Consider the following 23,132-nt stretch of genomic DNA (forward strand, 5'->3'; position numbering starts at 1 on the left):
GAGCCGCGTCCTGCCGGGCCCGCCCGTACCGCCACCGGGCCCGCCCGTCCTGCTCCTGCCGCCTCGGCCGGCCGCCTCCACCGGAGTACGCCCACGCCTCCTCGTCCCGCTCACCGGCGCTCGCCCCTCCGCCTCGGCTGTTTCACCCCGTACACCGTGTTCGGATCGTCGGCGTTGGTCGCCGCCGAACGTCGGAACCCTACACGCGTGCAGGAATACGTCTTAAAAGCACAGATGACTCAGGAGACTCACAGAGCCACCCCAGGGTTGCCCCCGCGGGCTGGTCTCCGCGGGGGCGTCGGAATGCCTGAGAGGCTGATGGATCAGAGAACGGTCACGTGGACGGTCGCGGGGACGGTCACGGCGCGTTGATCAGGCCGACCGGCGGGACCGAGACCGTGCGGGCGCCCTCGGTGCCGCCCAGGACGACCTTGCGCAGGGAGACGTTGTTCTTGGTGTTGGTCTCCTGGAGGCGGTTCGCCGGGTTGGCGACGACCTGGATGTAGTAGGTGCCGTTCGGCAGGCCGGTGATGTCGAAGGACTGGCCGGGACGGTACTGGGTGTACGTGTCGCCGGAGCCGACGTCGAGGACCTCCCGCACGGAGATCGAGTTCTGCTGGCCGCAGGCGGTCGACAGATCGGTGTTGTACGGGTGCCAGTTGGCGTTCTTCACCGTGTAGTCGATGGCGTCGGTGTTGGCGAGGCAGAACGCCTCCTTGCCGCTCTTGACGATCTCCTTCTGGTCGGCGGCGAGCAGCCGGTAGCTGGCGAAGTCGGTGAAGTGCCAGTGCTCGTGGCCGATGCGCGGGTCCCACTCCATGGTGCCGGCCGGCGCGTAGCCGACCTGCTTGCCCTTGGCGTCGTAGAAGTACTGGTACGAGTCCATCAGGTCCGCGCCCGGCTTGCGGAAGCCGTCCACGACGAGCGGCGCGGGGCCGGCGTTCCAGACGTTGGCGCTGAACGCGAGGTAGTCCTTGCCGGCCACGTCGCCGTCCTCGCCGTCGGTGACCGCGATGTCCCAGGCGGGCAGCGAACGCAGGTCCGGCTTCGGCACGTCGGCCGCTACGCCCGCCCGGCCGGTGGGCCGCTTGCCGGCGGCCTTCAGCGCGGGTGCGATCCGGGAGCCGTCGGTGTGACCGGCGCCGTCGCCCGGGCGGGGGGTGAGACCACGGGCCTCCAGGGCGTGCGAGAGCGCGGAGGGCGTGGGAGCGTCGGCGCCACGGGGCCCGTAGTGATGACCGCCCCCCATGCCGGCCATGCCTTCCATACCTTCCATGCCCGCCATGCCCGCCATGTCGTGCGAGGCGTGGCCGTGGCCGCTGCCGGTGCCGGTGGCGCTGTGGGCGGTGAGACCGGCCCCACCTCCGCCTCCGCCTTCCCCGCCGTCGCTGATCTCCCGGACGGTCAGCGCGATGGTCGGCCGGTCGTCGGGTATGCCGAACAGGTCGCGGTACTTCTTCGCCACCGCCACCTTGACGGTGTACTCACCCGCGGCCAGGTCGAGCGGCCTGTCGTAGTCGAAGGCGGAGGTGTTGGCCGCCCAGCCCTTCTCGACGCCCCAGACCGAGCCGAGCGTGAAGGGGTTGGTGGAGCAGCTCTGCGGATAGTGCGAGGTGGCCGGGGCGTCCGGACGCAGTCGGCCGGAGGCGTTGTTCAGGCAGAAGTTGCTCGTGCTCTTCTGCACCTCCGCCCCGGCCGCGTTCTTGATGGAGACCTCCAGGAAGTCCGGGAGGCCGCTGAAGTCCTTGACGAGCCCGGCGGGCAGCGTCTTCGTCGTCACCTTCGTCCCGTTGCGCAGGATCTGCTGGGCGACGATCGGGTCCTTGTACGACTTGCGGGTCACCTTCAGCTCCAGCGGAGCGTTGTCGACGGTGACGTACGTCCCGAGGTCGAGGTAGACCCCGGAGTTCCCCTCGTACCGGTCGGCGGTCACGGCCTTCGACGCGGCGACGAGCTTGAGCTTCGGCGTCCCTGCCGGGCTCGCCGGCGCGGCCCCGGCGCCGGGAGCGGACCCGGCGACGGCGGCCACGACGGTGAGCGCGGCCCCGGCGGCGAACGCCGCGTGCTTGAGGCCCTTGCGGTGTTGCGATCTGGTCATCGGTTCCTCGTCTGCGAGTGCCATGGTCAGTGGCATCGGACTGGACAGCCCACACCCCGACCGGCGCGACAGACGAACCCCCGCACCCCGGCCGGAACTGTGAGCACCCTGTGAGACCGGTAAATGGTGTGTCGGGGTTGCCTGTTGGGCGAAAACCGACTGAAGAGCGTCAGAGGTTGTAGCGGGGTTTCAGGTGGCGCCAGAAGTCTCGGAGCATCCACTTGTCGAATTCGGTGATCTGGGTGGCGCTGCCGGCGTTCATCAGGAAGCAGCACTGGCCGGTCGGGGTCCAGTCGTAGAAGTCGTCGAGGCCGAAGGTGTGGCCGACTTCGTGCAGGTAGATGTGGATGTTCTCCTGGTTCAGGACGCCGGTGAAGTACTCCTGGCCGACGCGCTGGCCCCAGTCGCCGCCGGCGCCGCCCTGGAAGCCCTTGGTGAGCCAGAGCGACTGGTCGTAGTGGCGGGCGGTGCCGCCGGGGCACTTGGAGTAGTTGCCGTCCTGGTGGAAGAAGCGGCCGCAGTCGGGGACGCACTGCGGGGCGCCGGCGCCGTCGAGGACGCCGGAGTAGACGTCGACGGAGTCGTCGGACCACTGGAGGGTGGAGCGGTTCTTCACCGCCCAGCCGACGATGTTGACCGGGACGGTGGTGTAGGGCCAGTTGTCGTAGGCCCGGCCGTTCTCCACCTGTGCCGCCATCCACTTGGCGAACTGCTTCTTCAGGGCCGCGTGGATCTGGTCGCGCAGGGTGGTGTTGACGGGGGCGTCCGACTCCCAGCGGACGCAGTAGTTGATGCTGCCCTTGTTGGCCATGACCTGGTCCCAGCCGTAGTTGCGGAAGCCGTAGAGGTCGGGGTAGGTCGTCGAGACGTGGTTCCAGACCTCGTTCAGGGGCTGGACCAGGGCCGCGGGCGGGTTCCATTCGTCGGCCGCCTCGGCCCGTGGGGCGGCGACTCCGGTCGCGTGGATGAGGAGGGCGACGAGCGCCCCGAGGACGGTGAGCAGCCGGGCGAGGGTGAGGGGCCTCGCGAGGTGGCGGGCGGGTCGCCGTGCGGGGGGTTTGCGCATGGTGAACTCCTCGTGCGGGGAACGGGATTCACTTGCCGGTGCGGTCGTGCGGCCATGCTTGGTGCGTGTGTGGTCGCCGCCGGGCCCGTAGCGGGTTGCCGCTTTCCGGTCGTAGCATCCGCGCCATGGCGGACTGGGTGCTCCGACCGGCCACGGCGGACGACGTCGAGGCCGTGGCGGAGGTGCGGGCGGTGGCGATGCGGGCCGATCTGGAGCGGCTCGGGCGCTACGACGAGCACCGTGTACGGCAGCGGCTGCGCGACGGGTTCGTGCCCGCGCACACCCGGATCATCGAGCTCGACGGCCTCCTCGCCGGCTGTGTGGCCCTGCGCCCGGCGGACGACGCGCACTGGCTGGAGCACTTCTATCTCGCGCCGCACGCCCAGGGGCGGGGTATCGGGACCGCCGTCCTGCGGGAGCTGGTCGAGACGGCCGACCGCTCGGCGCTCCGGCTGCGCGTCGACGTCCTTCAGGGCAGTCCGGCCCGCCGTCTCTACGAACGGCACGGCTTCACGTTCGAACACGAGGACGCCGTCGACGTGTTCCTGGTGCGCGCGCCCCATCCCCGACCCCGTCCCCGATCCCACCCCTGACCCGACCCGCTCGCACCCCTGACCCGTCTCTGACCCCGCCTCCGGCCCCCTCCCCGCCCCCTCCCCGCCCTCTCCCCGTCCCCGCTCCCGTCGCCGGTCCCGTCCCCGGTCCGGGTGGTTCCGGGGCGGGTTCGGGGTGGAGGAGGGGGCGGCGGCTTCATCATGAGCCGGTGTTTCGCTTCCTTCGCGCCCTTCGCGCCCTTCGGGCGCCGCTGACCGCGCTCCTCGTCGCCTGTGCCCTGCTCGCCGGGCCCGCCTGCGTACCCGTCGGGCGGGGGGTCGGTGCGCCGCCCGGGGCCTTCGGGGCGTACGTCGGGTACGACGCCGCCGGTATGCGGCGGATCGCGGCGCTCGACGGGTGGCTCGGGGCGGCGACGCCTCGGGTCGGGCACGCCTATCTGCCGGGCGACCGGTGGAGCAACATCGAGGGGACGCCCGGGTACCTGGAGTACTGGGCGCGGTGGCGGCGGGAGCGCGCCGACCGGATGTTCGTGCTCAACGTGCCGATGCTCGAGCACACCGAGGAGCATGTGCCCGACCAGGTCGTGCGGGACGAGCTGCGCCGAGGGGCGCGCGGGGAGTACGACGAGCACTTCCGGGTGCTGGCCCGGCGGCTCGTCGCGCTCGGGGTGCCCGATGCCGTGCTGGTGGTGGGGTGGGAGATGAACGGGATCACCTACACGCACCGGTGCGGGCCCGACCCGGAGGCCTGGAAGCGGTACTGGGCGCGGATCGTCGACGCCATGCGGTCCGTGGACGCGGGGCAGCGGTTCCGGTTCGAGTTCACGCCCAGTCGCGGGCTGGACGCCGTCCCCTGGAACGAGTGCTATCCCGGCGACCGGTACGTCGACGTCATCGGTATGGACGCCTACGACCAGCCCCACGGCATGTCCTTCGAGGAACAGGTCGCCGAGCCGTACGGCCTCGCCGCGCATGTGCGGTTCGCGCGGGCGCACGGAAAGCCGGTCTCGTATCCGGAGTGGGGGCTGTACCGCAACGGCGACAACCCGGAGTACGTACGGGGCATGCTCACCTGGTTCGCCGAGCAGCGGCCGCTGTACCAGACCATCAGCGACTACTGCCCGCACGGCGTGTGGCGGTGTTCCGGCAATCCACGGTCGTCGGCCGTGTACCGGTCGTTGGTCGGGGGGCCGTTCGGCTGAACCCGGCCGCCACGCGGGCCGCCTGCCGCTCCCACCCGCCCTACCGGTCCGATGATCACACGATGGGACGAGAACACCACGCGCGTCTCCCGCGAACGCGCGCGCGCCTCCGTGGCGCGACCGGGGCCGCCCTGCCGGCCCTCCTGCTGCCGGTCCTCCTGCTGCTCGCGCTCGCCGCCGTGCCCGCGGGAGCCGAGAGTGACGGGTTCCGCAAGGAGGCCGCCCGTGCCGTCCGCGCGCACGAGCGGGCTCGTGAGCGGGTCGACAGGCTGCGCGAGTCCGACGCCTCTCCCACGGAGGTCGAGGACGCCGAACGCCGCCGTAAGACCGTCCGCGCCGGGCTGTGGGACCTGCTGTGGGCCACCGGGAGGAACTCAGGCGATCCGGTCGCCGTCGACCCGTCCGGACAGGACAGCCGCTGTCCGTTCGGCGACCGGAGCCGCCCGCCGGAGCGGCGCGCGCACCCCTGGACGGCCCCGACCCGCCGCTACTGGCTCTCCGCGGGCTACGCCGCCAAGGGCTCCCGCTGGGCCCACCGGCACACCGGCCAGGACTTCGCCGTGGACTCCGGTACCCCGGTGTACGCCGTCGGCTCCGGCACCGTCCGCGCCACGACCTGCGGCGACGGATTCGGCAACCAGGTCGTGATCCGCCATCGCGACGGCTACTTCACGCAGTACGCCCACCTGTCGCGCATCGACGTGCGCAAGGGGGGACGCGTGAGCGCCGGTCAGCGCATCGGCCTGTCCGGCGCGACCGGCAACGTCACCGGCCCGCATCTGCACTTCGAGGTGCGGATCACCCCGTACGTCGGGTCCGCGGTGCCGCCCCTGCCCTGGCTGCGCCGGAAGGACGTCCAGGTGGCAGGAGCGTCCGCGCTGCCCTGACCGCGGGCGGCGGCCGTGCTGGAAGGACTACGTCTGCTGGGGGCGGTAGGCGGCCAGCGCCCAGATCACGAAGACGTCGATGGAGATCTGGATGACCGCCCAGAACGGCGCGTACGGCAGGAACAGGAACTGGAGGATCAGGCTCAGGGAGGCCAGCACGATGCCGCTGATCCGGGCCCACCCGGCCCACTCGCCTCCGCTGAGCAGCCCGTATCCGGTCAGCACGGCCACGACGCCCACGATCACCAGGATCCAGCCCCAGGCGGTGAGGTTCATCTCGTAGGCATACTGGGCGACCCGGGCGTACACGTCGTCCTCGGCGATCGCGGCGATGCCCTGGAACACGGCGAGGAAGCCGCTGACGAACATGAGCACGCCGCCGAAGACGACCCCGCCGGCGACCAGTCCACCCCCCGCGGGCGGCGGCGAGCCCATGCCCGGCGAACCGGTGCCCTGATGGGACGGGTCCCACACCCGGGGCCCCTGCGACGGCTGGGAGTGCGGCTGATCGCTCATGGCGCCACCCCGTCTCTGTGTCGGTGTTCTGCACTGCACTGCACCGACCATCCGTCCGGACGGGTGCCGCCACCACGGGGGTGCGCCGTACGGGTGACCCGGCATGCGGACGGGCCGGACCGCCCCTTCACTGGAGGGAGGCCCGCGGACCCCCCAGGAGGAGACAAGATGCGACGCACCAAGGGCGTGCTGCTGACGGCGGCGGCGATCTGTTGCGCCACCGTGCTCACCGGCTGCTCGGACGAAAACACCCCCTCGTCGGTGTCGTCCGCGGCCAGCAAGGCAGCCTCGGCGGCCGAGTCGCTGGGCAGGGAAGCCACCGCCGCCGCGTCCTCCCTGGCCTCCGGCTTCGCCTCCGACCTCGCGTCCGGGGGAGCCTCGGCGCTCGCGTCGGCGACGGCGAAGGCGGGCCGCGAGCTGGGCGAGATCAAGGACGGCGTCGACGTGAAGTCCGACGTGAAACTCGGCGCCCCGGACACCGACCAGGACGGCCGGGCCACCGTCGAGGTCACCGTCTCCAACACCACCGACGCGTCGAAGTCCTTCGCCGTGCAGGTCGACTTCACCGACTCCTCCGGCAACCGGCTCGACACGGTCGTCACCACCGTCGCCGACGTGGCCGCGGGCAAGACCGGCAAGGAGACGGCTCGCAGCAACCGCACGCTGTCCGGCGAGGTGAAGGCGGAGGTGGCCCGGGCGGTGCGGTACTGACGCCGACCGCGGAGACGTCCGTCGCGGGCCGACTGCTGCGGGAGATCGTCACCGACCCCCACCGCCTCCCCGAGCATCTGGCCCTGTTCGCGGTACGCCACCTGGGTCCGGTGGCGGACCGCACGACGTCGACCGAACCGCCGCCCACCCGAGCCCAGTTGCTCGCCCGGGGCCGCCGCGCCACGGTCACCGAAGGCGCGTTCGTGGGCGGCCCGTTCCTCCTGCTCATCCCGGTCGCGTTCTGCGCCGCCCTGCTCCGCCAGACCCGAACGATCCTCGAACTGGCCGCGCTGACCGGCCGGGACCCGAAGGAGCGGGACCGCGCGGCCGAACTCCTGGTCCTGCAAGGGGTGTACGACGACGTCCCCGCGGCCCGCGCCGGCCTGGCCGCCCACACCGCCGACCCACCCGGCCCACCAGGCCCCTCCAGCCCCTCAGACCCCTCAGGCTCCTCCAGCCATGCCGGCCCCTCGGGTCCCTCCCGACCTTCCGGTCGGCGCATCCGCCCGATCGTCCTGTGGAACCTCACCCTGCGCATGGCCCGTCTGCTCGGCCTCATCACGCCGGCCGGTCCCGGCGGCCGTCCTCGCCGGTCGGCGCAGGCCGCGCGCTGGCTGCTGCTCGCCGCCGTGATCCTCGTCGGCCTGGCCGCGCCGCTCGTCTGGCTGCCCTACATGGCGAACTCCTACGACCGCGCCACCACCCGGCTCAACGACCGGGCCGTCCGCTTCTACTTCCCGACGGCCGGGGCGGACGACGACGCCCCACCCCCGCGCCGCCGCCCCGACCCGGCCGCCCTCGCCGGCGCGGGCCGTGCCCTGCTGTCCCTGCTGGTACCGGTGGCGCTGATCATCGGCGTACTCGTCGCCGACCTGCGCATCGCGGGCGGCAACTGGCCGGTCCTGGGGCTCGCGCTGACGGCGGCGTCGGTGGGCACGGGAGCGGTGTGGCTGTGGCGGCGGCACCGGCGGCGGGGCGGCCCGCACCGCGACCGGAGCAGGCGCCGGAGCCGCAGCCGGAGACCGGGCTAGCTCCTCGTCCTCGCGAACTCCCGCAGGAACAGCGCCTCCACGTGGGCCATGTGCTCGATCTCGGTCGGGTCGACGCTCTCGTCGGGGGCGTGGATGAGACAGCGGGGTTCCTCCACGCCCATGAGGATGATCTCGGCGCGGGGGAAGGTGGTGGCGAGGACGTTGCACAGGGGGATGGATCCGCCCTGCCCGAGGAAGGCGAGCGGTTTGCCGTAGACCTCCCGCACGGCCGTGCCGAGGGCGGTGTACGCGGGGCCGTCGGTGGCGGCGCGGAAGGGCGATCCGGTGCCCTCCGGCTCGACGGTGACCTTCGCGCCCCAGGGCGCGGCCTCGGTGAGATGCCGGGTGAGGGCCTCGCGGGCGGCGTCCGCGTCCGTGCCGGGCGGGACGCGCAGGCTGACCCGGGCGCGGGCGGTGGGCGGGACGGCGGCTGCGGAACCGACGACCGGCGGGCAGTCGATGCCGAGGACCGTGACGGCGGGTCTCGCCCACAGCCGGTCGGCGACCGTGCCGGTGCCGGTGAGCCGTACGCCGTCCAGGACACCGGCGTCGGCGCGGAACCGGTCCTCCGGGTAGTCCTCGCCCTGCCATGTCCCGTCGCAGACCAGGCCGTCGACGCGGGTCGAGCCGGTGACCGGGTCGCGCAGGGTGGAGAGCATCTGGATCAGTGCCGCGAGCGCGTCGGGGGCCGGGCCGCCGAACATGCCGGAGTGGATCTCGCCCTTGAGGGTGTCGACGGTGACGACGAGGTTGGCGAGGCCGCGCAGGGTGATGGTCGCGGTGCCGGTGCCGACCTCCGCGTTGCCGGTGTCGCACACCAGCAGGGCGTCGGCGAGGAACTGCTCCGGGTGCTGGGCGACGTACGCCTCCAGTCCGCCGGTGCCCTGCTCCTCGGACCCCTCCGCGACGAGCTTCAGCCCCACCGGGAGGTTCTCGCCGAGTGCCCGCAGCGCGGTGAGGTGCATGACGATGTTGCCCTTGCAGTCGGCGCTGCCGTCACGATCGTCACCGCGATCGCGGTCGGCCTGGTGACCGGCGCGGCACTCGCCGGCCGGCACGACGATGTCGTCTGACGGACGCTCTCAGCCCGCCTCGGACCATTCCGACACTTCCGACGGTCTCAGACCGTAGGCCGCTCTCAGGCCACTCCATTCCGCCGGCCTCAGGCACTCCGACGGTCTCAGGCCATCCAGAAGAAGACGGCCGTCATCCGCTTCTCCTCCAGGGTCGTGCCGGAGTAACCGGTCGCGCTGTGCACGAGGTTGGCGTGGTAGAGGAGCAGCCGGTTGGCCTTGTGGGGGACCCGTACGTCCTCCTCGAAGGCGTCCGGGGCGACGAACCGGGTGCCGAGCGCCTCGACGAGGTTGTTGTGCGGGGCCTGGACGACGTTGCCGCCGAGCCGCCCGCCGGGCAGGGACTGCCGGTAGAAGCTGGTGCCGCAGTCCTTGGGGACGGCCGGGTTGAGGTACAGCACGGCCGCGTACCGGCACAGCGCCCGGGAGTCGGAGTGCGGCCGGGGTGTGCTCTCGCCCTCTCCCACCACCTGGACGCAGTTGTGGTTGAGGGTCCCGCCGCCGGGCGCCCGCTGCACCCACAGCTTCCCGGCTCCCGTCGCGTTCCTCACCAGCCGCTCCACCCGCCCGAGTTCACCGGGTTCGAGTCCGGGCATGGTGCGCAGTCCCGGCCAGCTCTCCGAGGTGTACGGGTAGCCCTTGACCCAGTCGTCCTTGGCGAGACAGCGCTCGCGGATCGCGGTGATGTCGGCCTCGGGGAAGACGTCGTCGATCACCCAGTAGTCGCGGCCCTTGGTGGGCTTGCGGTAGGGGAGCACGGGGAGCGTGGCGGCAGCCCTCGCGGGCTGGTGGGGCCGCTGTGGCATGGACATGCAGCGAATCTAGGTCGGGGGATCCTCATGACTCGCCCTTCCGTTCGTCCGCACTCCTCCGCGAAGTGGTCAACATTTCGTCGAGGCGGTCAACGGTTCGTCAACCACGCGAGCCCGACGGCACGGACCGGGGGCGGCGCCGGGGCGGCTGGGGGACGGGTGCCGCACGACTGCCGCCGGTCGGCTGAAGCGGCGATGTGCGAAACCTGTCAACCAACTTAGCAAACGCCTTGGATATGCGACGTACGGCACCCAAAACGGGCCCGTCCCGAGACTCCGGCATTGAGGTGTCAACAATGTCGCTGATAATTTCCTTATCCATCGCAGGCAGGCCGGATTCGGCCCGCCATCTGATCCGTCCATGCCCCAACTCCCCTAGTTGGAGCGGGACTTCGCGACCCCACAGCCAGTCGACGGGTGCTGCCCGCATGGTCGGCACGCCATCCCGGACTTTGTCTCAAGGGAGTGTTCGTGAGTAGGGAAAGAACCAGTCAGGCACGCAAGCGACGCACGTGGCGAGGCGTGGCCGGCGTGGCCGCCGGAGTCGTCCTCGTCGGCGGTGGATTTGCGGTAGCCAATGCTTCGACGAGCGGTGACGCGCAGAAGGCGGCCGCAGGCGTCCACTACCCGGTCAACAAGAAGGCCGCCGGCGTCGCGGCCGTGGTCAGCGCCGCCAACACGTTCCTCAACACCCTCGACTCGACCCAGCAGACGGAGACGCTGCTGGACTTCACCGAGGAGAACGCCACCGCGTGGTCGAACCTGCCGTGCGGCTCCTCCTGCCGCCCCGGCATCCAGACCGGCTCGCTGAGCGAAGACCAACTGACCGCTCTTGAGAACGTGTTGAAGGTGGCCCTGGGGTCCGGCAAGGACACCGGCTACGACCACGTCATGCAGACACTCCTGGCCGACGAGGTGCTCAACTCGGCGGGGAGCACCAGCTCCTCGTCCGCCGCACCGACGGACAGCGCGACCGGCGCGCCCTCGGCCGACCCGTCCGCGACCGCCAGTTCCACGACCACCGCCGTCCCGACCGACGTCCCGACCGGCGCCCCGCCCTCCGGCGGCACCGGCGGCGGCCCCGGCGGTGGCGGCTACGGCAGCGGCGTCTACTTCCTGGCGTTCCTGGGCACCCCGTCGGCGACCGGCACCTGGCAGCTGCACTTCGGCGGCCACCACCTCGCCGTGAACATCACGTACAAGGACGGCAAGGTGGCGGGCGCCAGCCCGTTCTTCAGCGGCGTCGAGCCGACCAGCTGGACCGCCGAGGACGGCACCACGTACGCGCCGATGGCGAAGTTCCGCGACGGCCTGCTCAAGCTGACCGGCAGCCTGAGCGACACGCAGCTGGCCACCGCCAAGCTGTCCACGTCCTTCAGCGACGTGCTCCTCGGCCCGGACCAGGACGGCAAGTTCCCGGAGACCAAGGAAGGCATTCCGGTCAGCTCTCTGTCCGCCAAGCAGAAGAAGCTGGTCCTGGAGGCCATCCACCCCTGGGTCGCCGACGTGGACGACGCCACCGCGAAGCAGCTCCTGAAGACGTACGAGCGTGAGCTGAACAAGACGTACATCGCCTACTCCGGCGGCACCGGCCTGGACACCCAGGGCGACTACGTCCGGATCGACGGTCCCAGCGTGTGGATCGAGTTCGTCTGCCAGAACGGCGTGGTCTACCGGGACCAGATCCACTACCACACCGTGTACCGGGACCGTACCCGCGACTACGGCAACGAGTTCTCCTTCTCATGACCGGACCGCGAAACTGGCTGACCACAGCGCTCCGCTGGGTTGCCGGGATCGCGATCGCGGTACCGGCGACGCTCCTGCTCGGGGCGTCGCCGGCCGCCGCGCATCCGATGCCGCACTCGGTGGTCCAGCTCGACGTGTACCAGGCTTCCGTCTCCGCACGGCTGGAACTGCCCGTCGACGACTTCTCCCGGGCCAGCGGGATCGACCTGACCAAGGCCACCTCGGCCACGCTGTCCGCGCGGGCCGGGGCGATCCGCGCCTACCTCGGCGCACACATCCACCCGACCACCACCCAGGGCAGGGCCTGGCAGGTCGCCGTCGGCCGGCTCACCCTGAGCCGTGCCGTACAGACCGACACCGGCACGTACCGCGAGCTGGTCGCCCAGGCCGAGCTCACCCCGCCGGCCGGCGCCGACGTACGGCACTTCACCTTCGACTACGACGTCATCGTCCACCAGGTCGTCACGCACACCGCGCTGGTGACGGTCCGCCAGGACTGGTCCAGCGGTCAGGTCGACGGGGAGGGCGCCACCCAGGTCGGCACGATCCGCATCGACACCGGGACCATGTCCGTCCCGGCCCTGAAGGTCGACCTCGGCGCGGGCAGCGTCTGGCGCGGCTTCGTCGCCATGGTCGAACTCGGCGGCGACCACATCCTCACCGGCACCGACCATCTGCTGTTCCTGCTCGTCCTGCTGCTGCCCGCACCGCTGGCGGCCACCGGACGCCGCTGGGACGGTCTCGTCGGCGCCCGTTCCGCCCTCGCCCGCATCGGCCGGATCACGCTCGCCTTCACCGTCGGCCACTCCGTCGCGCTGGCCCTCACCGCGCTGGGCGACATCTCGATCCCCGGCCGCCCGGTCGAGGCGTTCATCGCCTTCAGCGTCCTCGTCGGCGCGGTGCACGCGATCCGACCCCTCTTCCCGGGCAAGGAAGCGCTGGTGGCGGGCGTCTTCGGGCTCGGCCACGGCATGGCGTTCTCGTTCGTGCTGGCCGAGATGCACCTGTCCACCGGCCAACTGGTGACCAGCCTCCTGGGCTTCAACCTCGGCATCGAACTCGTCCAGTTCCTGCTGGTCTGCCTGGCCCTGCCCTCCCTGCTGGCCCTGGCCCGCCTGCGGGCGCAGCCCGCGCTACGGCTGACCGGCGCGGTCCTCACGGGTGTGGCGGCCGTCGGCTGGCTGGCCGACCGCCTGGGCCTGCCCAACCCCGTCGCCCGAGCCGCCGACAGCGCCGGCGCCCACACCACCCTGCTGCTGGTAACCCTCACGGCGACGGCCCTCGCCACGACCGCCTGGACGATGACCCTCCGCCTGAGGCCCCGGCCAGACGTGGCCCTCCCACCGGCCGAGGAGGACACGGCTCCCGCCGCCGACCCCTCCCTCTCCCGGAGCGGCGGCCAGCACGTGGCGCGGCGGTGAACCCCGGTGGACGGCAGCCCCTGCCGGGGTCACTGCGGGACGGCGACCAGGTCGTCGGCAGTGGTGGCGTGAACGGCGCGCTGCGACCAGACGGTGAGCTGATCGAGGTCGGTGCAGGCTTCGACGCGCTCACGGACGGCGTCCGGCACCGGGATGCCACGCCACTCCAGGATGCGAAGAGTCATATCGACCCGATCGGCGACTCGCCCTTCTTCACGCCCTTCTTCACGACCTTGTTCGCGCACCTCCTGTGCGAGGGGGTGTCGCCAGAAGTACTGCATCGCGGTCATGAGATCCCTCCACATCCGTCGGATCACGCCATCCGACGTGACTCAACGAGCTACGCCGCGTTCAGTTCGCACCACACCAACTTGCCCCGGTGACCCATGCGCGACAGTGGCTGCCAGTGCCAGAGGTCGGAGCAGGCCCGCACCAGGGCCATGCCCCGGCCGTTCTCCGCGTCGGTCAGGTCCTCCAGTCTGCGGGGCGGCTCGGGCGGTTCGGGGTCCGCGTCCCAGGCGCCGATCTGGAGAACGCCGTCCCGGAAGCGGAGACGCAGGCAGGCGGGGCCCTTGGTGTGCAGTACGGCGTTGGAGACCAGCTCCGAGGCGAGCAGCTCCGCGGTGTCGACCAGGTGGATCAGGCCGTGCAACGTCAGGATCAGGCGCAGGGTGCGGCGGCAGACGGTGACCGCGCGGGGGTCACTGGGGATGTAGAGGGAGTACTCCCAGGAGTCCGAGGCAGGGGCGGGGGCGGTTTCGGGCATGGGGTAGCTCCAAAGGTGGGGGGTGGGATGCGCGCGCGGTGGCATTGCCTCAGCCGTCATGGCAGGACGGATCGGTGCACTTCCGCAGCGTGTGCGTTACGTCACCGACGGTAGACCTAAAGCTTCATACTGAGCAAGCTGATCGCGTAATCTTGCCCTCGAACGAGTTGTGTCCGCAGGCGCGTTGTCCGAGGAGCAGTCAATGGCGCTGAGGCGCGAACCCACCGCACGTCAAAAGCGATTGGCGGCTGAGCTGCGCAGACTTCGTGAAGCAGCCGACCTCACCGCTCGCGAGGCGGCGGCCCTGCTCGGCGTCAGCCCCGTCCAGATCAGCCACATCGAGTCCGCACTCGCGGGCGTGAGCGAAGAGCGGCTTCGCCGCCTGGCATCCCACTATTCCTGCACGGACGGGCAGTTCATTGATGCCCTGGTCGCCATGGCCACCGATCGGGCACGGGGCTGGTGGGAGGAGTACCGAGGGCTGCTGCCGACGTCGTTCTTGGACCTGTCGGAACTGGACCACCACGCGAAGTTCCGGCACGACGTAGCCGTCCTCTACGTACCCGGCCTTCTCCAGACGGAGGAGTACGCGCACGCCGTCTTCTCGTCGCGGGTACCCGAACTCACCCAGGAAGAACTGGAGTTGCGTGTCCGGCATCGCAACGCCCGCCGCGTGATCATCGAGGGCCCGACAGCCGTCCCGTACAGCGCGGTGATCCACGAGGCGGCACTGCGCATCAGAGTCGGCGACCGCATGGCCTCGCGTACTCAACTCGCTCGGATTCTGGAACTTTCCGAGGCAGACAACGTCACTGTGCGGGCCATCCCGTTCGACCTGGACAACTTCACCCGGGCCGGGAGCGCCATGACCTACTCGGGAGGAACCGTGGCCAAACTGGATACCGTGGTTCGCGACACCCTCCTCGGCACCGTCTTCATCGATTCCGAAGCCCAACTCAGTTCCGCGCGCACGATCTTTCGGAAAATTGAGGACGCGTCACTCGCCCCGGACCGCTCGCGTGACTTCATCCACAGCGTGGCCAAGGAATTGTGAGGTCCACAATGACTCCCGACAGTTGGCAGAAGTCATCCTTCTCCGGCGGAGCCGACGGCAACGACTGCGTAGAGCTCGCCTCCACCTCCGCCACGCTGCACCTCCGCGAGTCGGACGCCCCCGGCACCGTCCTTGCCACCGCCCCGGCCCCCCTCGCTCAGTTTCTGCACGCCATACGCACAGGAACTCCCGGAATTGTGGCCTCCATCACAGCCCGCTCAGGCCGCGCCTGCTGAAGTGACCGGATGATCGGTCTCATCCTGCGCGCCCTCCCGTTCTGGGTGCGCGAACCCCTGCTCGTCGTCGTCGGCGTGCCCTTCAGCGTCCTCCTCTTCTACGCGGCCATCCGCGACGGCGAGTGGATCGGGGCCGCCCTCGGCCTCGCCGTCGCCGTGTTCACCGCCGTCCGCATCCACACGATCAGGCGCGCCCTCCAGACCCGCCGCCTGGCGAAGGCCATGGAAGGCATGAAGCGCATCGAGGGCATCTAGGGCCTCCAGGGGAGCCAGGGGCACGGCGGGGCATCCCCCTCTAAGCCGAACTCCCGCTCGCGCCCGAGGTCACCACCACCTCGTCGCCGATCGACACCTTCCCCGCTCGCCGGACCTCGAAGTAGGCGCCGAAGGCGACTCCGGCGTCGTCCGCCCGGCGGTAGTCGGCGAGGGTGCGCAGGGGTTCCGGGCCCGAGCGGCGGCCGGTGCGCTGGTCGACCATCGTGATGGCGCAGCGGATCGTGTCCTCGGTGAAGGCCAGCTCCGTGCCGGCGATGGTGAGGCGGGCCGCGCCGTCCTCCGTGTGGGGGGTGTCCCAGCCGTCCACCACCAGGTTGGGCCGGAAGCGGTTCATCGGGAGGGGGGTGGCTCCGCGTTCGGTGATCCGGTGGTTCAGGGCGTCCAGGCTGGCCCGGGAGACGAGGTGCAGGCGGCCGTTGTTGCCGGCCGGGGGGCGGACCAGGGTGCTCGGGGTGCCCAGTACCTCCGTGAGCCAGTCGTGCACGTCCGCGCCGTCCGCCCGCACCGGGTCGCGGCCGGGCGCCCGCAACGTCAGCTCGCCCTCCGTCAGCTCCGGTGTGATCAGGGCCAGCCCGGGGTCGCCCCACTGCCAGCGCAGGTCGCCCTTCTCGTCGGCGACCGCGTAGGTGCGGTCGTGGAGCAGACCGGTGCTCGTGAGCTCCGCCTCCGGGAGTTCCGTCCCGGCGCAGCCCTTCACCGGGTAGTACGTGATCCCGACCAATCGCGCGACCGTCATCCCCACGCCCCCTCGTCCGTCCGTCCCGGTTCAGGTTCAGGTCCAGGTCCAGGTTCTCAGTCCGTCACCAGTGCCAGTACGAAGCCGTCGTACCCTTTCGCGCCCACCGTCTGCACCGCGGTCGCGGTCAACTTGGGGTGCTGTGCGATCAGTTCGGTGAAGCCGCGGACTCCCTGGACGCGGGGATCGGTGCTGTCGGCGTCCGTGACCGCGCCCTCGCGCACCACGTTGTCGCCGACGATGACGCTGCCGGGGCGGGTCAGGCGCAGGGCCCACTCCAGGTAGAGCGGGTTGGACGGCTTGTCCGCGTCGATGAAGACCAGGTCGAAGCGGTCGTCACCGAGCTCGGCGGCGAGCACCGGCAGGGTGTCCGAGGCCTTGCCGACCCGTAGGTCCACCACTCCCTCCAGGCCCGCAGCCGCGATGTTCGCCGCCGCCACCTCCGCGTGCCGTCCGTCCGCCTCCAGGGTCACCAGGCGGCCGCCCTCGGGCAGGGCGCGGGCGAGCCACACCGTGCTGTAGCCGCCGAGGGTGCCGATCTCCAGGATGCTGCGGGCACCCTGGACGCGGGCGATCAGGTGCAGCAACTTGCCCTGGTTGGGCGCCACCTGGTGCGGTGGCAGGCCGGCCGCCTCGCTGCCCTCACCCGCTGCCCGCAGGGCTTCGTCCTCGTCCACCAGCAGGCCGTTGAAGTAGTCGTCGACGACGGTCCAGGTCTGCTGCACCAGGGGTCCCTTCGTTGTCCCGCACGGGCCGGAGTAAGTTTCTTATGGGAACTTACCCCCGTCCGTGTGCCCCGTCCATCAACTTTTCGATCAGGACGGTGAGTACGTTCGGCCCCGCGTCCGTACTCCTGTGTGTCCGCCCCCACCGGGCACGACACATCGACATAGCGGCGGAACCCCCGACCGGGCAGGAGGCACGGTGCCAATTTCGCGAAACATGATGGGAACCCTGTTCGTCGGCGGTGCGCTGACGCTGACACTCAGCGCACTGGCCTACCCATCGATGCTCGGACTTGACACCGTGTCGACCTCGACCGACCGGATCATCGCCAACACGCAGTGGGGTCCGCTGACAGAGGGCGACCGGGACTTCGTGGTGAAGGTGCGGGCCGCCGGTCTGTGGGAGTACCCGCTGGGCCAGATCGGGCTCCAGAAGGGGCAGAGCAAGGCCGTCCTCACCGCCAGCGAGCACCTGATCGACGGCCACGGCGCGCTGGACGAGAGCTGCCGCAAGATCGCTCCGATGCTGAACATCACCCTGCCCAACGTGGCCAGCCCCCAGCAGGAGGGTTTCGTCGTCCAGCTGAAGGCCGAGAGCGGCAAGCAGTTCGACACCGACTTCGCCAACATCCTGCGGATGACGCACGGTTCGATCTTCAACACGATCGCCAAGATCCGGTCCACCACCAAGAACACGCTGGTCCGCGCTCTCGCCGACCAGGCCAACAACACCGTCCTGGACCACATCACGGTGATGGAGAAGACGGGGCTGGTCGACTTCGACACCACCCTGTTCAACCAGACCACGGCGCCCAAGCTGCCCAAGTCGGATCTGACCCCCCCGGTCCCGCCCGCCGGCCAGCCGATGGTCGTCCTCACCCCGCCGGCGACCGCCACGTCCACCCCGCTGGACCTCGGTCCCGCCGTGGCGGGCAACGGCCAGTAGCCCAGAGGCCGAGAGACGCTGAGCGGGCCCGGCCGACGCCTGTCGGCCGGGCCCGCTCCCGTGTCGCTACTTGGCCCGGTAGGCGTTACTGACCGTCTGGGTCAGTGTGTTGCCCTGCTTGTCGACCACGACGGCGCGCAGCGAGACGCTCCGGCCGGCCGCGGGGTTGCGGACCAGGAAGCCGCCCTTGGCCGCCTTCGCCTTCTTCCAGGTCTTTCCGTCGTAACTGACCTCGACGGTGAGCGACTTGAGGTTCTTTCCGGCGGCGGCCCCGAGCACCGAAACCGGCACCCGGACGACCGCTCCGGCCTCGGCCGTCGAGTCGAGGCCGAGACGCGGGGTGAAGCGGACCACGGAGATCGGCAGCGCCTCCTCGGCGGTGGTGTGGCCTGAGGTGAAGGTCCAGGCCATCGAGACCTCGGTGGGCGCGGTGGCGGGACCGCCGCGGGTGGCGGTGGCCGTGAGCCGGAAGTCGCCGGGCTCCGCCGGGACGGTGACCCCGTTCCAGCAGCCCAGGAGGTCCGGTGTGGAGGCCACCACGGCCCCGTCCCGGTACAGCGTGGCCGTGAGGGCGTCGTCGTTCGCGTAGCTCCAGTTGCCGGTGCCGTCCCTGAAGGGGGTGAGGCATACGGTGATGGCGTCACCGTCGCGGAAGACGCCCTCGTCGGCTCCCAGCGCGGGGCCGAAGACCCCGACGCCCAGGTCACGGCGGTAGGACTGCCCGGGTTCGTACCGCTCCACCCTCGTGCCGTGCGACAGCTCGGGATAGCTCCCCGTGTCGTCGTACTGGTCCAGCCCGATGACCCAGTCGGTGCCTTCCGTCGTCACGTACGTCGTCGTCGCCACGGGCAGCGGGCGTGTGACTCCCGGACTCATGATGGAGCCGAAGACGTCCGGGACGACCGGTCGGGCGAAGAGCAGTCCCTGCTTGCCGGAGACCGTGGCCCCCTCCGCGGTGCTGATCTCCGCCATCTCGGCCTGCTTCGCCGTACGCGCGAATCCGGTGGCCAGCCGGGTCACGTTACCGCCGTAGGCGAAGCGGTACTCCTTCGTCCCGTTGATGTCGAGCGCGTTGAACCCCTGGTAGAGGGTGCCCTCGGTCGAGAAGTCCGGGCCGAGCTGTGCGCTGCGCAGGGACGCGAAGGACGTATCGGCCATGCCGGACGAGGTGTTGAAATCCGGGGTGGTCAGCTCGGTGAACATCTCGGCCGACACCCGTTCCGCTGCGGGGTCGGGGCCGGTGATGTCCATCGGCTTCGCGGTACGCGCGTCCAGCGTGACCTTCGTGTCCTCGGTGACCTCGAAGTGCGGTGCCGTGATCCGGCTGTCGGTCCCGTCCGAGCCGGTGATCGTCGCGTCGAGGAAGTAGACGCCCTTCGGCAGACGTGCCGTGTAGATGCCGGTCCGGGTCATCTTCGAATAGTCGAGGCCCGCGACGCCCAGGCCGGTGAGCCCGTACAGCGAGGGCCAGTAGTCGGTGGCCGGCTCGCCGTCGGTGCCGAGGTGCCGCACCGTCACCTCGTACGTCTCGACCTCACGCTCGACGACCGCGGTCGTCCGGACGGTCTGGTCCGTCCCCCGGGCCGTCACGGTCCCGGTGTACACACCGTTGACGTCGCCGCCGGGCCGGGTGTCGGCCGTCAGACCGACCGTGGCGGTCCCGTTCGCGGGGACGGTCAGCCGCTCGGCGTCGAGCGTGAACATGTCCGCCGGGCCGGGCTTCCCGTCGGGGCCGACGACGGCCGCCGACAGGTCGAGGGTGACCGGCTCGGAGCCGAGATTGCGGTAGGTGATCCGCTGGGTGACGGGTTCGTCGTCCGCGTGGGGGTAGGCCTGCCGGGCGAACGTCACCGCGGTGGGCTCGGAGACGACCGTCTGCCCGATGGCCGCGGCGACGTCGACGCGACCGCCGCCCGCCGAGAACGCGTCCGCGCCGACCGGCCGGGCGGCGGCCACGAGCACGGCCTTGAGCTCCGCGCTCTTCCAGCTGGGATGCTGCTGCTTGAGCAGCGCCGCCGCGCCCGCCACATGCGGGGTCGCCATCGACGTGCCCGAGATCGTGGCGTATCCGGGCGGCTGCTCGCCGTACTGCCGGGCCATCACGCTGTCGGGCGCCACGGCGGCGGTGATGTCCACCCCGGGCGCCGCGATGTCCGGCTTGACCACGAGGTTGTCGGCGGTCGGACCGCGGCCGGAGAACGGGGCGACGGCGTCGTTCGCGTCGACCGCGCCCACCGCCAGCGCCTTCTCGGCACTGGCGGGCGACGAGACGGTGCCCGCGTCCGGGCCCGCGTTGCCCGCGGCGGCCACGACGAGGACGCCGCTGTCGGTCGTGATCCGGTTGACGGCCTCCTCCACCAGGTCGACGCCGGGCCAGTCCTGGCCGCCGAGACTCAGGTTGACGATGTCCGCGTTCTGGGCGGCCGCCCATTCCAGGCCGGCGACGACGGCGGACTCGCTGGCGTAGCCGTCGTCGTCGATCACCTTGCCGTCGAGGATCCGGGCGCCCGGGGCGACCCCCTCGAAGGCGCCGCCGGACTTCGCTCCCGTACCGGCCGCGATGGACGCCACATGGGTGCCGTGGCCGAAGCGGTCCTTGGTGTCGGGCGAGGCGGAGAAGTTCCGCTCGGCCTCCTGCCGGCCCTGGAGGTCGGGGTGCGTCTCGTCGACTCCGGTGTCCAGGACCGCGATCCGCACCCCTTGGCCGTCGTAGCCGGCCTGGCGGGCCGCGGGCACACCGATCTGCGCAGCGCTCTTGTCGAGGCTCGCCCGGCGCACGCTGTCGAGGGAGATCCGCCGCAGGCCGGGGGCGGCGCCGCGCTGTCCGGTGCGGACCGCGCCAATGGGCCGGGTCAGGGTCTTCCAGATGTCTCCCGCCGAGGCGTCGGGCACGGTGAGCGCCTCGGCGCCGATCCCGGGGAGGGAACGTCGGACCTCGGCCCCGCCGTCCGCGCGTAACGCGGACTTCAGGCTCCGGGCCGCCTGGACGGCGGCCGTGCCCGCGGACGATTCGCGGTACCCGACGATGAGCCCGGTGTCCGCCGCGTGGCGCTTCCGGTACGCGGCGGCGTCGAGTTCCTCGATGTCGAACAACCGCTCGTCGACCTGGCCCGCCTCCAGCAGCGGCCGGGCGTCCAGCGGGAGGACCAGGGTGTGTTCCTCGGTCCGCTCGATCCTCACGGGTATGTGCTCGCGGCCCTCGCCGGGCACGATCCGGACCGGCTCGCCCGCCGCGCTCACCCCCACCCGGTCACCCGTGATGAGAGTGATCCAGTGGGTCGCGGGGGCGGCGGTGCCCGTCCCCGCGGCGACGGGCGCGCCGGCCGCGACCGGGGCGGCGACGGCCGGCAGCGCGCCGGCCGTTCCCGCGACCAGCGCGAGCGCCGCCGCCATGACGGCCGTGCCGGGTCCGTGGTGTCTTCCGCGCAACTGTCCTCCTCAGAGAGGCAATTCGGGCACACGAGGGAACATGTGCCTCACTCTGAACAGACGAGGTGCGCGGACCGGAATGTTTCACGCCCACTTCCACTTCCCCTTCGGCCCCGGTCGGGGCCGTTACGGGTTCCCTAGGGCCTGTCGTTTGGATCAGGCCAGCCAGACCGTCGTGTCCGGGCCCAGCCGCCCGTCGGCGTCGAGGGGAACGCTGCTCAGCAGCACCTCCCCCGGAGGCAGCGGCACCGGCGTCTCCGACAGGTTGGTCACGCACCGCCAGCCGTCGTGGCGGGCGAAGGCCAGCACCCCCGGCGGGGTGTCGTCCCCCAGCCAGTCGAGGTCCTCGCCGTCGAGCAGCTTGCGGCGCAGGCGCAGGGCCGTGCGGTAGAGCTCCAGGGTGGAGCCCTGCACCCCCTCCTGGGCCTCGACGGCGTACCGCGCGAAGTAGGGCGGCTGCGGCAGCCAGGCGCCGGCCGCGCCGAAGCCGTACGACGATCCCGCCGTCGTCCACGGCAGCGGCACCCGGCAGCCGTCGCGGCCCTTGCGGACGCGGCCCGTCTGCTCCCAGAGCGGGTCCTGGAGCACCTCCACGGGCAGGTCGGCGACCTCGGGCAGGCCCAGTTCCTCGCCCTGGTAGACGTACGACGATCCCGGCAGCGCCAGCATCAGCAGCGTCGCCGCGCGGGCCCGGCGCAGGCCGGCCGCCTCGTCGACGCGCGGGGCGTGGCCGCCCGAGAGGAGCCAGGCGTTGTCGTCCGTGCCCGGCGGCAGCATGAGGCGGGAGGTGTGGCGCAGGACGTCGTGGTTGGACAGCACCCAGGTGGCCGAGGCGCCGACCGCGCGGGCGGTGGCCAGAGACTCGGTGACGACCGTACGGATCGCCTCGGCGTCCCAGCCCGTCTGCAGATACTCGAAGTTGAACGCCTGGTTCAGTTCCTCGGGCCGGGCGTAGAGGGCGCGGCGGGCGCCCGGGACCCAGGCCTCGGCGACCGCCGTGCGGGGCGGGGTGTAGGAGTCGAGGACGCGGCGCCAGTCGCGGTAGATCTCGTGGACCTCGTCGCGGTCGTAGAAGGGGTGGGTTCCGGGGGGCAGATGGGCGAGGGCGTCCTCGCCCGCGAGTTCCGGTGTGCCCAGGTCGCGGAGGGGTTCGGCGAGGTCCTTGGCGAGGGCGTGGGCCACGTCCACGCGGAAGCCGTCGACGCCCCGGTCGGACCAGAAGCGCAGGGTGGTGCGGAAGTCCTCGCGGATCTCCTCGTGGTCCCAGTTCAGGTCGGGCTGCTCACGGGCGAAGAGGTGCAGGTACCACTGGCCGTCGGGGACGCGCTGCCAGGCGCTGCCGCCGAAGACCGACTGCCAGTCGGTGGGCGGGAGTTCGCCGCTCGGGCCGCGTCCGTCGCGGAAGACGTAGCGCTCGCGGGCCGGGGAGCCGGGGCCGGCGGCCAGCGCCTCCTGGAACCAGGGGTGCTGGTGGGAGGTGTGGTTGGGGACGAGGTCGACGACCACCTTCAGCCCGAGACGGTGGGCCTCGGCGGCCAGCGCGTCGAAGTCGGCCAGGGAACCCAGGCGCGGGTCCACGTCCCGGTGGTCGGCGACGTCGTAGCCGCCGTCGGCGAGCTCGGACGGGTAGAAGGGGGAGAGCCAGAGGGCGTCCACGCCGAGTCCCGCCAGGTGGGGAAGCCGGTCGGTGATGCCTCGCAGGTCCCCCAGTCCGTCGCCGTCCGCGTCGGCGAAACTGCGCGGATAGACCTGGTAGACGACGGCCTGGCGCCACCAGTCGGGGCGGTGGGAGGAGAAGTCGGTCATGTGCGGAAGTCTGTCCAGCTTGCCCGGAAAGAGAACGT

Annotated in this window: 22 protein-coding genes; 11 read left to right on the top strand and 11 right to left on the bottom strand. The window is 71.3% G+C overall.

The window, feature by feature from the left end; all coding sequences use genetic code 11:
* Nucleotides 1-358: 358 nt before the first annotated feature.
* Nucleotides 359-2,098: a lysyl oxidase family protein gene (locus tag ACIRPU_RS13915; RefSeq protein WP_403866095.1), complete on the bottom strand. Its 1,740-nt coding sequence runs from the start codon at nucleotides 2,096-2,098 to the stop codon at nucleotides 359-361.
* Nucleotides 2,099-2,267: 169 nt separating this feature from the next.
* Complete coding sequence (locus ACIRPU_RS13920) at nucleotides 2,268-3,164, bottom strand: hypothetical protein (protein ID WP_403866098.1); 897 nt, start codon at nucleotides 3,162-3,164, stop codon at nucleotides 2,268-2,270.
* A gap of 125 nt (nucleotides 3,165-3,289) precedes the next feature.
* On the opposite strand from ACIRPU_RS13920, the gene ACIRPU_RS13925 reads away from it, so the two are divergent.
* From ACIRPU_RS13925 to ACIRPU_RS13935, 3 genes are all read left to right on the top strand, one after another.
* Nucleotides 3,290-3,757 (top strand): GNAT family N-acetyltransferase, encoded by a 468-nt coding sequence (locus ACIRPU_RS13925; protein ID WP_403866101.1) that lies wholly within the window; start codon nucleotides 3,290-3,292, stop codon nucleotides 3,755-3,757.
* Nucleotides 3,758-3,927: 170 nt separating this feature from the next.
* Nucleotides 3,928-4,920 (top strand): glycoside hydrolase family 26 protein, encoded by a 993-nt coding sequence (locus tag ACIRPU_RS13930; protein ID WP_403866104.1) that lies wholly within the window; start codon nucleotides 3,928-3,930, stop codon nucleotides 4,918-4,920.
* 62 nt (nucleotides 4,921-4,982) lie between these two features.
* On the top strand, nucleotides 4,983-5,807 hold the full coding sequence (locus tag ACIRPU_RS13935; protein WP_403866107.1) for a M23 family metallopeptidase: 825 nt from the start codon (nucleotides 4,983-4,985) through the stop codon (nucleotides 5,805-5,807).
* Between the two features lie 27 nt (nucleotides 5,808-5,834).
* On the opposite strand, the gene ACIRPU_RS13940 is transcribed toward ACIRPU_RS13935, so the two are convergent.
* Nucleotides 5,835-6,323 (bottom strand): hypothetical protein, encoded by a 489-nt coding sequence (locus tag ACIRPU_RS13940; RefSeq protein WP_403866109.1) that lies wholly within the window; start codon nucleotides 6,321-6,323, stop codon nucleotides 5,835-5,837.
* A gap of 168 nt (nucleotides 6,324-6,491) precedes the next feature.
* Between ACIRPU_RS13940 and ACIRPU_RS13945 the strand changes: the two genes are divergently transcribed.
* Together ACIRPU_RS13945 and ACIRPU_RS13950 are read left to right on the top strand one after the other, a co-directional pair.
* Nucleotides 6,492-7,034, top strand: coding sequence for an FxLYD domain-containing protein (locus ACIRPU_RS13945; protein WP_403866112.1), 543 nt, complete (start codon nucleotides 6,492-6,494; stop codon nucleotides 7,032-7,034).
* A gap of 110 nt (nucleotides 7,035-7,144) precedes the next feature.
* The gene (locus ACIRPU_RS13950; protein WP_403866115.1) at nucleotides 7,145-8,065 is read left to right on the top strand and encodes a hypothetical protein; all 921 of its coding nucleotides are present in this window, start codon (nucleotides 7,145-7,147) and stop codon (nucleotides 8,063-8,065) included.
* On the opposite strand, the gene ACIRPU_RS13955 is transcribed toward ACIRPU_RS13950, so the two are convergent.
* Together ACIRPU_RS13955 and ACIRPU_RS13960 are read right to left on the bottom strand one after the other, a co-directional pair.
* On the bottom strand, nucleotides 8,062-9,123 hold the full coding sequence (locus ACIRPU_RS13955) for a M20/M25/M40 family metallo-hydrolase (protein WP_403866118.1): 1,062 nt from the start codon (nucleotides 9,121-9,123) through the stop codon (nucleotides 8,062-8,064). The two genes, ACIRPU_RS13950 and ACIRPU_RS13955, sit on opposite strands and share 4 nt — an antisense overlap.
* 122 nt (nucleotides 9,124-9,245) lie before the next feature.
* Nucleotides 9,246-9,950 carry a DUF6445 family protein gene (locus ACIRPU_RS13960; RefSeq protein WP_403866121.1) on the bottom strand — a complete coding sequence of 235 codons (705 nt, stop codon included), beginning with the start codon at nucleotides 9,948-9,950 and terminating at the stop codon, nucleotides 9,246-9,248.
* Between the two features lie 531 nt (nucleotides 9,951-10,481).
* Here ACIRPU_RS13960 and ACIRPU_RS13965 point away from each other — a divergent pair.
* Both ACIRPU_RS13965 and ACIRPU_RS13970 read left to right on the top strand, forming a co-directional pair.
* Nucleotides 10,482-11,699: a DUF3500 domain-containing protein gene (locus tag ACIRPU_RS13965; RefSeq protein ID WP_403866124.1), complete on the top strand. Its 1,218-nt coding sequence runs from the start codon at nucleotides 10,482-10,484 to the stop codon at nucleotides 11,697-11,699.
* Complete coding sequence (locus tag ACIRPU_RS13970) at nucleotides 11,696-13,120, top strand: HupE/UreJ family protein (RefSeq protein WP_403866127.1); 1,425 nt, start codon at nucleotides 11,696-11,698, stop codon at nucleotides 13,118-13,120. Before ACIRPU_RS13965 ends, ACIRPU_RS13970 begins: the two co-directional genes overlap by 4 nt.
* Before the next feature lie 29 nt (nucleotides 13,121-13,149).
* Here ACIRPU_RS13970 and ACIRPU_RS13975 read toward each other — a convergent pair whose 3' ends face one another.
* The gene (locus ACIRPU_RS13975) at nucleotides 13,150-13,410 is read right to left on the bottom strand and encodes a hypothetical protein (RefSeq protein ID WP_403866129.1); all 261 of its coding nucleotides are present in this window, start codon (nucleotides 13,408-13,410) and stop codon (nucleotides 13,150-13,152) included.
* A 50-nt stretch (nucleotides 13,411-13,460) separates the two neighbouring features.
* The gene (locus tag ACIRPU_RS13980) at nucleotides 13,461-13,886 is read right to left on the bottom strand and encodes an ATP-binding protein (RefSeq protein ID WP_403866132.1); all 426 of its coding nucleotides are present in this window, start codon (nucleotides 13,884-13,886) and stop codon (nucleotides 13,461-13,463) included.
* Between the two features lie 202 nt (nucleotides 13,887-14,088).
* On the opposite strand from ACIRPU_RS13980, the gene ACIRPU_RS13985 reads away from it, so the two are divergent.
* The 3 genes from ACIRPU_RS13985 to ACIRPU_RS13995 are packed head-to-tail and all read left to right on the top strand — an operon-like array spanning nucleotide 14,089 to nucleotide 15,431.
* On the top strand, nucleotides 14,089-14,940 hold the full coding sequence (locus ACIRPU_RS13985) for a helix-turn-helix domain-containing protein (protein ID WP_403866135.1): 852 nt from the start codon (nucleotides 14,089-14,091) through the stop codon (nucleotides 14,938-14,940).
* 8 nt (nucleotides 14,941-14,948) lie between these two features.
* Nucleotides 14,949-15,176: a DUF397 domain-containing protein gene (locus ACIRPU_RS13990; protein ID WP_403866138.1), complete on the top strand. Its 228-nt coding sequence runs from the start codon at nucleotides 14,949-14,951 to the stop codon at nucleotides 15,174-15,176.
* Nucleotides 15,177-15,185: 9 nt separating this feature from the next.
* Nucleotides 15,186-15,431: a hypothetical protein gene (locus ACIRPU_RS13995; protein WP_389507921.1), complete on the top strand. Its 246-nt coding sequence runs from the start codon at nucleotides 15,186-15,188 to the stop codon at nucleotides 15,429-15,431.
* A 40-nt stretch (nucleotides 15,432-15,471) separates the two neighbouring features.
* On the opposite strand, the gene ACIRPU_RS14000 is transcribed toward ACIRPU_RS13995, so the two are convergent.
* Together ACIRPU_RS14000 and ACIRPU_RS14005 are read right to left on the bottom strand one after the other, a co-directional pair.
* Nucleotides 15,472-16,188 carry an MOSC domain-containing protein gene (locus ACIRPU_RS14000; RefSeq protein ID WP_403866141.1) on the bottom strand — a complete coding sequence of 239 codons (717 nt, stop codon included), beginning with the start codon at nucleotides 16,186-16,188 and terminating at the stop codon, nucleotides 15,472-15,474.
* A 56-nt stretch (nucleotides 16,189-16,244) separates the two neighbouring features.
* Entirely contained in the window at nucleotides 16,245-16,916 is a 672-nt protein-coding gene (locus ACIRPU_RS14005; protein WP_403866264.1) for an O-methyltransferase, read from the bottom strand.
* 217 nt (nucleotides 16,917-17,133) lie between these two features.
* Here ACIRPU_RS14005 and ACIRPU_RS14010 point away from each other — a divergent pair, with 217 nt between their 5' ends.
* Complete coding sequence (locus ACIRPU_RS14010) at nucleotides 17,134-17,859, top strand: DUF4142 domain-containing protein (protein ID WP_403866267.1); 726 nt, start codon at nucleotides 17,134-17,136, stop codon at nucleotides 17,857-17,859.
* A gap of 66 nt (nucleotides 17,860-17,925) precedes the next feature.
* Here ACIRPU_RS14010 and ACIRPU_RS14015 read toward each other — a convergent pair whose 3' ends face one another.
* Nucleotides 17,926-21,288 (bottom strand): S8 family peptidase, encoded by a 3,363-nt coding sequence (locus tag ACIRPU_RS14015; RefSeq protein WP_403866144.1) that lies wholly within the window; start codon nucleotides 21,286-21,288, stop codon nucleotides 17,926-17,928.
* Nucleotides 21,289-21,444: 156 nt separating this feature from the next.
* The gene (locus ACIRPU_RS14020; RefSeq protein WP_403866147.1) at nucleotides 21,445-23,094 is read right to left on the bottom strand and encodes a glycoside hydrolase family 13 protein; all 1,650 of its coding nucleotides are present in this window, start codon (nucleotides 23,092-23,094) and stop codon (nucleotides 21,445-21,447) included.
* Nucleotides 23,095-23,132 lie beyond the last annotated feature (38 nt).

Source organism: Streptomyces sp. NPDC102259 (assembly GCF_044766465.1).
In the GTDB taxonomy this organism is placed as follows: Bacteria; Actinomycetota; Actinomycetes; order Streptomycetales; family Streptomycetaceae; genus Streptomyces.

Bases quoted from the DNA above. Each gene is read 5' to 3' on its own strand.
- ACIRPU_RS14010 (WP_403866267.1), top strand. From the start codon at position 17,134: ATGGGAACCCTGTTCGTCGGCGGTGCGCTGACGCTGACACTCAGCGCA.
- ACIRPU_RS13990 (WP_403866138.1), top strand. From the start codon at position 14,949: ATGACTCCCGACAGTTGGCAGAAGTCATCCTTCTCCGGCGGAGCCGAC.
- ACIRPU_RS13960 (WP_403866121.1), bottom strand. From the start codon at position 9,950: ATGTCCATGCCACAGCGGCCCCACCAGCCCGCGAGGGCTGCCGCCACG.
- ACIRPU_RS13945 (WP_403866112.1), top strand. From the start codon at position 6,492: ATGCGACGCACCAAGGGCGTGCTGCTGACGGCGGCGGCGATCTGTTGC.
- ACIRPU_RS14020 (WP_403866147.1), bottom strand. From the start codon at position 23,094: ATGACCGACTTCTCCTCCCACCGCCCCGACTGGTGGCGCCAGGCCGTC.
- ACIRPU_RS13970 (WP_403866127.1), top strand. From the start codon at position 11,696: ATGACCGGACCGCGAAACTGGCTGACCACAGCGCTCCGCTGGGTTGCC.
- ACIRPU_RS14000 (WP_403866141.1), bottom strand. From the start codon at position 16,188: ATGACGGTCGCGCGATTGGTCGGGATCACGTACTACCCGGTGAAGGGC.
- ACIRPU_RS13915 (WP_403866095.1), bottom strand. From the start codon at position 2,098: ATGACCAGATCGCAACACCGCAAGGGCCTCAAGCACGCGGCGTTCGCC.
- ACIRPU_RS13980 (WP_403866132.1), bottom strand. From the start codon at position 13,886: ATGCCCGAAACCGCCCCCGCCCCTGCCTCGGACTCCTGGGAGTACTCC.
- ACIRPU_RS13975 (WP_403866129.1), bottom strand. From the start codon at position 13,410: ATGACCGCGATGCAGTACTTCTGGCGACACCCCCTCGCACAGGAGGTG.
- ACIRPU_RS13985 (WP_403866135.1), top strand. From the start codon at position 14,089: ATGGCGCTGAGGCGCGAACCCACCGCACGTCAAAAGCGATTGGCGGCT.
- ACIRPU_RS13995 (WP_389507921.1), top strand. From the start codon at position 15,186: ATGATCGGTCTCATCCTGCGCGCCCTCCCGTTCTGGGTGCGCGAACCC.
- ACIRPU_RS13925 (WP_403866101.1), top strand. From the start codon at position 3,290: ATGGCGGACTGGGTGCTCCGACCGGCCACGGCGGACGACGTCGAGGCC.
- ACIRPU_RS13940 (WP_403866109.1), bottom strand. From the start codon at position 6,323: ATGAGCGATCAGCCGCACTCCCAGCCGTCGCAGGGGCCCCGGGTGTGG.
- ACIRPU_RS13935 (WP_403866107.1), top strand. From the start codon at position 4,983: ATGGGACGAGAACACCACGCGCGTCTCCCGCGAACGCGCGCGCGCCTC.
- ACIRPU_RS13920 (WP_403866098.1), bottom strand. From the start codon at position 3,164: ATGCGCAAACCCCCCGCACGGCGACCCGCCCGCCACCTCGCGAGGCCC.